Origin of the sequence: Paraburkholderia sp. (assembly GCF_035656215.1) — a bacterium.
GTDB lineage: Bacteria > Pseudomonadota > Gammaproteobacteria > Burkholderiales > Burkholderiaceae > Paraburkholderia.
This window is the reverse complement of record NZ_DASRSY010000041.1, coordinates 1-9,163: the sequence shown is the minus strand read 5'-3', so window position 1 is coordinate 9,163 and position 9,163 is coordinate 1. Positions and strand designations below refer to the sequence as shown.

Below are 9,163 nucleotides of genomic sequence, written 5' to 3'. Positions count from 1 at the left end.
AAGGATGCAGGCGCCAAGGGTCAAGGCCCGCGCCGCAATGCGGGTGGTGCGAAACGCGAGGGTGGTCAACGTGAAGGCACTCCTCGCGAAGGGCAGCGCGATGGCGGACCTCGTGAGCGTCAGTCGCGCGAAGGCGGCCAGCGTCAGAATCGCCGTGATGGTGAAGTACCGGTGGTAGCCGCAACCGAAGCGAGTCCGGACGACCTGTTCTCCTACGTCACGTCGCCTGCATTCGATGCGGACAACAGCGCCACTGGCGGCGTGCGCGCCCCGATGCTGCGCCGTGGCAAGCCGGTCGCGCCCAAACGCGTTCTGGCTGCGGACGACGATGCGCCGAAGCTGCACAAAGTGCTGGCCGAAGCCGGCATGGGTTCGCGCCGCGACATGGAAGAGCTGATCGTCGCCGGCCGGGTGTCGGTGAATGGTGAGCCGGCTCACATCGGCCAGCGCATCATGCCGACCGACCAGGTCCGTATCAACGGCAAGCCGGTCAAGCGCAAGCTGGCCAACAAGCCGCCACGTGTGCTGCTGTATCACAAACCGACCGGCGAAATCGTCAGCCACGCCGATCCGGAAGGCCGCCCGTCGGTGTTCGACAAGCTGCCGTCCATGAAGACCGCCAAGTGGCTCGCGGTCGGCCGCCTCGACTTCAACACGGAAGGTCTGCTGATGCTGACCACCTCGGGCGATCTGGCCAACCGTTTCATGCATCCGCGTTACAGCGTCGAGCGTGAATATGCGGTGCGCGTGGTCGGCGAGCTGGCTGAAGGCATGCGTCAGAAGCTGCTGCACGGCGTCGAGCTGGAAGACGGCCCGGCGAATTTCCTGCGCATCCGCGATGGCGGGGGCGAGGGCACTAATCATTGGTATCACGTCGCGCTCGCCGAAGGGCGCAATCGCGAAGTGCGCCGCATGTTCGAAGCAGCCGGCCTGATGGTCAGCCGTCTGATCCGCACGCGTCATGGCCCCATCTCGCTGCCGAAGGGCCTGAAGCGCGGCCGCTGGGAAGAGCTCGAAGACAATCAGGTGCGCGCGCTGATGGCGTCGGTCGGCCTGAAGGCGCCGGCGGAAGAAAAGGGCGGCCGCAGAGACGCGCCGGAGCGCAAGCAGCCGGATCCGATGCAAACGTCGATGGGCTTCATTAACCGTGAGCCGGTGTTGATGTCGCATGGTCGCTTCGACCAGCAGCCGCCGCGCGGTCAAGGCCGCCGCGGCACAACGGGTGGCGGCTTCGGTGGTGGTACAGGTGGTAGCGCGGGTGGTAGTTTTGGCGGCGGTGGCGGCTACGGTAGCCGCGGCGCTGGCCGCAGCGCCGGTGGCTTTAGCGGGCCCATGAGCGGCGGTGGCGGCAGCACGGGCGGCCCGCGCGGCGGCCGTGGTGACGTCGACGGCAATCGGGCGCCGTCGGGTAATGGCAATCGTGCGGCTGGCGGCGGTAAGCGCGTTGGCGGCCCAGGCGGCAATCCGGGTGGCAATCCGGGCGGCGGTAGCCGCGGGCCGGGCGGCAATCGCGGTGGTAACGCCAACCGCGCCGGTGGCGGCAACGCCAACGCGGGCGGCGCCAATCGTGGTGGCAGCGCGCCACGCGGTCGCTCGCGTGGCCGTTAAGCAACAATCCAGGTAAGCATGACGGTTGGGCCGCTGATCGTTCTTCAACGATTTACGCCTCTAATACTGTCAGAATCGATCGACGAGCGCCGCGGGTTTCTTGTAACGCATAAAACCGCGGCGTGCGCGTAAGTAGGGGCAGAGTTTCCTGGCCCCGCTTGTCCGGCGCGGGGCTGAGGCGGCGCAAGCCGCCTTGCAAAAGGCCCGGAGCGTCGCTATTTCGTTGAAAGATTCCCATGAAATCAAGCTGAAATGCGCTTCGCACGGCGTTCTGCGGTTTGCGTTTGTCCCGAAAAATGGCTACAATCGCGAAGTCGCTGGGCGTGCGGCTTTTCATGTGCGGCTCAGGTGCGACCACCGGTAATAAGATGATGGGCGTTTAGCCCATTTTTTTTTGCCGCTCAGTTCTAAGTGGTTCGGCATCTCGGGTAGCACGAACGTGCGCCAGCTTGGCGCGCGGCCCGCATTGGTGTTTGCAGACAAACCCGGCAGGTCTCGCCGCGCGAACATCTTAGAGGGCACTGTGCAACTGACGGAACTGATTGAAACCACGGTCGTGGGACTCGGCTACGAGCTCGTCGATCTCGAGCGCACCGGGCGCGGTATGTTGTGCATTTATATCGACCAGCCGGCCGGCATTGCGATCGAAGACTGCGAGAAAGTCACGCGTCAGCTCCAGCACGTTCTGACGGTCGAAAATATCGAATACGAGCGGCTTGAAGTGTCGTCGCCGGGTCTCGACCGCCCGCTGAAAAAACTGGCGGATTTTGAACGCTTCGCAGGCAGCGAAGTGGTAATCACATTGAAAAAGCCATTGGACGGACGGAAATCGTACCGGGGCATCCTGCATGCTCCGCAAGGCGAGACGATCGGCCTGGAATTTGAAGGGAAGGAAGGCGCCGCGATGCTCGATTTCACCGTCGCGGATATCGATAAGGCACGCCTCGTTCCGAAAGTTGACTTTAGGAGCCGCAAACAATGAGTCGCGAAGTGTTGATGCTGGTGGATGCGCTGGCACGCGAGAAGAACGTCGATAAAGACGTGGTATTTGCCGCGCTCGAGGCGGCCCTCGCTTCGGCCTCCAAGAAACTCTTCGAAGAAGACGCGGATATTCGCGTCCAGATCGACCGTGAAAGCGGCGAGCACGAAACGTTTCGCCGCTGGAAAGTGGTGCCGGACGAAGCTGGCCTGCAAGAGCCGGATCAGGAAATCCTGCTGTTCGAAGCGCGGGAACAGAAGCCGGAAATCCAGCTCGACGAGTTCATCGAAGAACCGGTGCCGTCGATCGAATTCGGCCGTATCGGCGCGCAGGCTGCCAAGCAGGTGATCCTGCAGAAGGTGCGCGACGCGGAACGCGAGCAGATCCTGAACGACTTCCTCGAGCGCGGCGAGCACATCATGACCGGCTCGGTGAAGCGCCTGGATAAAGGTAATTTCATCGTCGAAACCGGCCGTGTCGAAGCGCTGCTGCGCCGCGATCAGCTGATTCCGAAGGAAAACCTGCGCGTGGGCGACCGCGTGCGGGCCTATATCGCCAAGGTCGATCGCACCGCTCGCGGTCCGCAGATCGAGTTGTCGCGTACGGCACCCGAATTCCTGATGAAGCTGTTCGAAATGGAAGTGCCGGAAATCGAACAGGGCCTGCTGGAAATCAAGGCGGCTGCCCGCGATCCGGGCGTGCGCGCCAAGATCGGCGTGGTCGCTTACGACAAGCGCATTGATCCGATCGGCACGTGCGTCGGTATCCGCGGTTCGCGCGTGCAGGCCGTGCGCAATGAGCTCGGTGGCGAAAACGTCGACATCGTGCTATGGTCGGAAGATCCCGCACAGTTTGTGATCGGCGCGCTCGCGCCGGCAGCCGTCCAGTCGATCGTCGTCGATGAAGAAAAGCATTCGATGGACGTCGTCGTAGACGAAAACGAACTGGCGGTCGCGATCGGCCGCAGCGGCCAGAACGTGCGTCTTGCCAGCGAACTCACCGGCTGGCAGATCAACATCATGACGCCGGACGAATCTGCGCAAAAGCAGAATCAGGAACGCGGTGTACTGCGCGACCTGTTCATGGCGCGTCTCGATGTCGACGAAGAAGTTGCCGACATCCTGATCGACGAAGGCTTTACGAGCCTCGAAGAGATCGCCTATGTGCCGCTCAACGAGATGCTCGAGATCGAAGCATTCGACGAAGACACCGTTCACGAACTGCGTAATCGCTCGCGCGATGCGTTGTTGACGTTGGCGATCGCGAATGAAGAAAAGGTCGAGAATGTTGCACTCGACCTGAAGAGTCTGGACGGCATGGATGCCGACCTGCTCGCCAAGCTTGCCGAACATCAGATCCAGACGCGCGACGAACTCGCCGAGCTGGCTGTGGATGAACTGGTCGAGATGACCGGAATGGAAGAGGATGCCGCTAAGGCGTTGATCATGAAAGCACGTGAACATTGGTTCCAGTGAGAAATGACCATGGCGCACTAAATTGACCGCGGCCGTTAGGCCGCATGACAAGATGCTAACCGCAAGGAATCGGTCCTTGCATTAAGAGGAATGAATGGCGAGTAACAACGTAGCCCAATTTGCCGCGGAACTGAAAATGCCTGCAGGCGTGCTCCTTGAGCAGCTTCAGGCAGCAGGCGTCACTAAAGCGAGCGAAGACGACAGCTTGTCCGAAACGGACAAGGCGCGTCTGCTCGACCACTTGCGCAAGTCTCACGGCTCGACTGATGCGGACAAGCGCAAGATCACGCTGACGAAACGGCATACGTCGGAGATCAAGCAATCCGACGCGACGGGCAAAGCTCGCACCATTCAGGTCGAGGTGCGCAAGAAGCGCACTTTCGTCCGCCGCGACGAATCCGCCGCTGAAGGCGGCGATGCATCGAATCATGTGGCCGAGGCCGACGTCGACGATCTCGAACTCCAGCGCCGTGAAGAGGAAGCTCGTCACGAAGCCGAGTTGCTCGAAAAGCAGGCTCAGGAGTTGAAGGCGCGTCAGGAGCAGCTCGAGCGCGAAGAAACTGAACGTCAGGCGCGCGAGCAGGCTGCTGAAGCCGAGCGCCGTCGTGCGGAAGAAGAAGCGGCGAAGAAGCGCGCGGCGGCTGCGGCCGAAGCGGCTGCTCGCGAGCAGCCGCAAGCTACAGAGCCGGCGCAGGCTGCCAGGACGGCAACCGCGAAGGCTGAGCCGGTAGCGGCCAAGGCTGCGGAGCCGGCGGTTGCCAAGGAAAGCGAGCAGGAAGACGAGCGCGCTGCGGCAGAACGTGCCGCACAACGCGAAGCGGCGAAGAAAGCGGAAGACGCAGCGCGTCAGGCCGCCGAGAAAACGCGCGCCGAACAGGAAGAAATCAGCAAGCGCCGTGCGGCGGCAGAAGCCGAAGCGCGTGCGATTCGCGAAATGATGAACACGCCGCGCAAGGCGCAGGTCAAGGCGCCGGAACCGGCACCGAAGCCCGCTGAGCCGGTCAAGGCCGTGGAAGCCAAGGGCACGCTGCACAAGCCGGCGCGTCCGGCGGGTGAAGCGTCGGCACGTCCGGCAGTCAAGAAGCCGGCTGCTGCGGCTCCGGCTGCAACGACCGCGCCGTCGGCTGGCGACAAGAAGAAGCCGGGTGGTGGCAAGGGCGGCTGGCAGGACGACGCAGCGAAGCGCCGCGGTATCAAGACGCGTGGCGATTCGAGCGGCGGTGTGGATCGCGGCTGGCGCGGGGGCCCGAAGGGTCGCGGCAAGCATCAGGATCAGAACACCACGTTCCAGGCGCCGACCGAACCGATCGTGCGCGAAGTGCACGTGCCGGAAACCATCACGGTCGCCGATCTGGCGCACAAGATGGCGGTGAAAGCCTCGGAAGTCATCAAGTCGATGATGAAGCTCGGCCAGATGGTCACGATCAACCAGATGCTGGACCAGGAAACGGCGATGATCATCGTCGAGGAACTGGGCCACCACGCGGTTGCGGCCAAGCTGGACGATCCGGAAGCGATGCTGGTCGAAGGCGAAATCACGGACGCAGAAGCATTGCCGCGTCCGCCGGTCGTCACGGTCATGGGCCACGTCGACCACGGCAAGACTTCGCTACTCGACTACATCCGCCGCGCCAAGGTTGCAGCGGGTGAAGCGGGCGGGATTACGCAGCACATCGGCGCCTATCACGTCGAAACGCCGCGTGGCGTCATCACGTTCCTCGATACGCCGGGCCACGAAGCATTTACGGCCATGCGTGCTCGCGGTGCGAAGGCAACCGACATCGTGATTCTGGTGGTCGCAGCCGACGACGGCGTGATGCCGCAAACGAAGGAAGCGATTGCCCACGCGAAGGCAGGCGGCGTGCCGCTCGTCGTCGCGATCAACAAGATCGACAAGCCGGATGCGAATCCGGACCGCGTGAAGCAGGAACTCGTCGCGGAAGGCGTCGTGCCGGAAGAATACGGTGGCGATTCGCCGTTCGTGTCGGTATCGGCTAAAACCGGCGTGGGTATCGACGAACTGCTGGAAAACGTGCTGCTGCAAGCCGAAGTGCTGGAACTGAAGGCACCGGTCGAAGCGCCGGCCAAGGGTCTCGTCATTGAAGCGAAGCTCGATAAGGGTAAGGGTCCGGTTGCAACGATCCTGGTCCAGTCGGGTACGCTGAATCGCGGTGACGTGGTGCTGGCAGGTAGCGCTTACGGTCGTGTGCGAGCCATGCTCGACGAAACCGGCAAGCCGACCAAGTCGGCAGGCCCGTCGATCCCGGTTGAGATTCAAGGTCTGTCGGAAGTGCCGCAAGCAGGCGAAGAAGTCATCGTCATGCCGGACGACCGCAAGGCGCGCGAAGTTGCGCTGTTCCGTCAAGGCAAGTTCCGCGACGTCAAGCTGGCCAAGCAACAAGCCGCGAAGCTCGAGAACATGCTGGAGCAGATGGGCGAAGGCGAAGTGGCGTACATGCCGCTCATCGTCAAGGCCGACGTGCAGGGTTCGCAGGAAGCTTTGGTGCAGTCGCTGCTCAAGCTGTCGACCGACGAAGTCCGCGTGCAGATCGTGCACGGTGCAGTCGGCGGCATCAGCGAGTCGGACGTCAACCTGGCTACGGCTTCGAAGGCGGTCATCATCGGCTTCAACACCCGTGCGGATGCACAGGCGCGCAAGCTGGCGGAAAGCAACGGCGTCGATATTCGCTACTACAACATCATCTATGACGCAGTGGATGAAGTGAAGGCTGCGATGTCAGGCATGCTGGCACCGGAGAAGCGCGAAATCGTGACGGGCACGGTCGAAGTGCGTCAGGTCTTCAAGGTACCGAAGATCGGTGCGGTGGCCGGCTGTATGGTCACGGACGGTTTCGTCAAGCGCTCGTCGTCGGTGCGCGTGCTGCGCAACAACGTCGTCATCTTCACCGGCGAGCTCGATTCGCTCAAGCGCTTCAAGGACGACGTGAAGGAAGTCCGTCAGGGCTTCGAGTGCGGTATGTCGATCAAGAACTTCAACGATATCGTCGAAGGCGATCAGTTCGAAGTCTTCGAAGTTACCGAAGTCGCGCGTACGCTGTAATTCACGCGGCATTGGCTCAACGGGCGGAGCGGGCTTAAGCGCCCGCTCCGCCCGTTGGTTTTTGGGCCTTAGCATTGCGCGTATTGCGCCCCGCGGTGGCTGGCAGTCGCGATCAAGCCCCTCATTGCCGTAGAGGCATGAACCGCCACCGCTCGCGCGAACCACTTTTTTGCATCCGTCAGAACGGATCACACAATCACCATGGCTAAAAAACGTTCTTCTCCCAATCGCAATGTGCAGATCGCCGATCAGATCCAGCGCGACCTGTCCGAGCTGCTGCGCGAGGTCAAGGATCCGCGCATCGGCCTCGTCACGATTCAGAGCGTCGAGCTGACGCCCGACTACGCGCACGCGAAGGTTTATTTCACGACGCTGACCGGCGACCCGCAACAGACGCTCGAAGCGCTCACGCACGCGGCCGGCCATCTGCACAATCAGTTGTTCAAGCGCCTGCACATTCATACCGTGCCGACGCTGCATTTTCACTATGATCAGACGATCGAACGGGCCGTCGAAATGTCCCGTCTGATCGACGAAGCGAACGCCAATCGCGCGAAAGAAGACTGAGCGCGCCGTTATCCGCGTTCCTCGCTGCAATGTCTCAGTTGCAGTTCGTCTAGCGCTGTTTCCGACCACTTCGAAGACTTTGTCTTTCTGACATGACCGCACCTCAACGCCCCCGCGTGCCGCGTCGCGCGCTCGACGGCGTGCTGCTGCTCGACAAGCCGCTCGGCCTGTCGAGCAACGATGCGCTGATTCGCGCGAAGCGTCTCTACCTGGCCAAAAAGGCCGGCCACACCGGCACGCTCGATCCACTCGCCACGGGTCTTTTGCCGCTGTGTTTTGGCGAAGCGACCAAGTTTTCGCAAGATCTGCTCGAGGCCGACAAGACCTACGAGGCGACCATGCGCCTCGGTATCCGCACGACCACCGGCGACGCCGAAGGCGAAGTAATCGATACGCGCAACGTGACGTGCGATCAGGTTGCAGTCCAGGCGGCTATGCAGAACTTTCTCGGCGACATCGTCCAGGTCCCGCCGATGTATTCGGCGCTCAAGCGCGACGGCAAGCCGCTGTACGAATATGCGCGCGCCGGTCAAACGGTCGAACGGGAAGGGCGTCAGGTGACGATTCACGCGCTTGAAATGCTTGCCTGTGCGTTGCCCGACGTGACGTTTCGCGTGACGTGCAGCAAGGGCACGTATGTGCGCACGCTGGCCGAGGATATCGGCGAAGTGCTCGGTTGTGGTGCGCACCTGGTTGCGCTGCGGCGTACCGGCGTTGGCGCGCTGACGCTTGAGAATTCGGTGACGCTCGACGCGTTGTCCGATGCGACCGAGAGCGAGCGTGATACGTGGTTGCAGCCGGTCGATGCATTGCTGTCCACATTCCCGCTCGTCACACTGGACGAAGACGCGACTCGTCGCTTCCTGCATGGGCAGCGGCTGAAGCTTTCCGAGTTGACCATCACTGGCGATGCTGTGAATGCGCTCCGCGTACGCGTGTATTCAGCAGAAGGACGTCTGCTAGGCGTCGCGGAGCAAGGCGAGGGTGTGCTGGCGCCGGAGCGACTCGTGGTCACTGCCGCGAGCTAGGCTGAAGAAGCATCGGCATCGGCATCGGGCCAGGCTGAGCGACCTATACCCGCCACGCCAATGAGCCCGCTGGGCACTAGCACCATCACAACGGCAAGCTAGAGCGAAACATCGCAAGTACCAACAAAAAAAGGCGGGACCGCTCAACAGCGGTCCCGCCTTTTTTCGTTGCATACAGCCCGCGTCGCGGACTGAAGCTAAAGTCTCAATGCGCGGCCGCAGCCGCCGCACCCGCATCACCACCGGCGCGTTCCGGCTTTGCCATCCAGATCAGCGCGATCAGCGCGACAAAGATCCCCGCCGATACAAAGAACAGATCGTTCACGCCCAACTGCGCGGCCTGCTGCGTAGCCATCGTATTGAACAGACCATACGCCTGCGGCTGACTGAAGCCCGCCGCACCCATCTGTCGGATCGACTGATCGAACACCGGATTGTACGCGCT

7 protein-coding genes and 1 pseudogene are annotated in these 9,163 nt (G+C 62.2%); 6 read left to right on the top strand and 2 right to left on the bottom strand.

Going from position 1 to position 9,163, the window contains the following annotated elements:
• The coding region (gene rluB, locus VFE81_RS02160) for a 23S rRNA pseudouridine(2605) synthase RluB (protein ID WP_325043014.1) at nucleotides 1–1,608 on the top strand (1,608 nt) is incomplete at its 5' end.
• 52 nt (nucleotides 1,609–1,660) lie between these two features.
• Here rluB and VFE81_RS02155 read toward each other — a convergent pair.
• Nucleotides 1,661–1,945 (bottom strand): hypothetical protein, encoded by a 285-nt coding sequence (locus VFE81_RS02155; RefSeq protein WP_325043013.1) that lies wholly within the window; start codon nucleotides 1,943–1,945, stop codon nucleotides 1,661–1,663.
• Nucleotides 1,946–2,131: 186 nt separating this feature from the next.
• Here VFE81_RS02155 and rimP point away from each other — a divergent pair, with 186 nt between their 5' ends.
• From rimP to truB, 5 genes are all read left to right on the top strand, one after another.
• A complete protein-coding gene (gene rimP / locus VFE81_RS02150; RefSeq protein ID WP_120296367.1) occupies nucleotides 2,132–2,590 on the top strand; it encodes a ribosome maturation factor RimP in 459 nt (152 codons plus the stop codon).
• Nucleotides 2,587–4,062 carry a transcription termination factor NusA gene (nusA, locus tag VFE81_RS02145; protein WP_168793450.1) on the top strand — a complete coding sequence of 492 codons (1,476 nt, stop codon included), beginning with the start codon at nucleotides 2,587–2,589 and terminating at the stop codon, nucleotides 4,060–4,062. Before rimP ends, nusA begins: the two co-directional genes overlap by 4 nt.
• 94 nt (nucleotides 4,063–4,156) lie before the next feature.
• Nucleotides 4,157–7,123, top strand: a complete 2,967-nt coding sequence (gene infB / locus VFE81_RS02140; RefSeq protein WP_325043012.1) for a translation initiation factor IF-2 — start codon at nucleotides 4,157–4,159, stop codon at nucleotides 7,121–7,123.
• Between the two features lie 201 nt (nucleotides 7,124–7,324).
• Nucleotides 7,325–7,690 (top strand): 30S ribosome-binding factor RbfA, encoded by a 366-nt coding sequence (gene rbfA / locus VFE81_RS02135; protein ID WP_325043011.1) that lies wholly within the window; start codon nucleotides 7,325–7,327, stop codon nucleotides 7,688–7,690.
• Nucleotides 7,691–7,782: 92 nt separating this feature from the next.
• A complete protein-coding gene (gene truB, locus VFE81_RS02130; protein WP_325043010.1) occupies nucleotides 7,783–8,718 on the top strand; it encodes a tRNA pseudouridine(55) synthase TruB in 936 nt (311 codons plus the stop codon).
• Between the two features lie 205 nt (nucleotides 8,719–8,923).
• On the opposite strand, the pseudogene VFE81_RS02125 reads toward truB, so the two are convergent.
• Nucleotides 8,924–9,163, bottom strand: a pseudogene (locus VFE81_RS02125) (MFS transporter); the annotation flags it as partial.

Bases quoted from the DNA above. Each gene is read 5' to 3' on its own strand.
- VFE81_RS02155 (WP_325043013.1), bottom strand. From the start codon at position 1,945: ATGAAAAGCCGCACGCCCAGCGACTTCGCGATTGTAGCCATTTTTCGG.
- nusA (WP_168793450.1), top strand. From the start codon at position 2,587: ATGAGTCGCGAAGTGTTGATGCTGGTGGATGCGCTGGCACGCGAGAAG.
- infB (WP_325043012.1), top strand. From the start codon at position 4,157: ATGGCGAGTAACAACGTAGCCCAATTTGCCGCGGAACTGAAAATGCCT.
- rbfA (WP_325043011.1), top strand. From the start codon at position 7,325: ATGGCTAAAAAACGTTCTTCTCCCAATCGCAATGTGCAGATCGCCGAT.
- truB (WP_325043010.1), top strand. From the start codon at position 7,783: ATGACCGCACCTCAACGCCCCCGCGTGCCGCGTCGCGCGCTCGACGGC.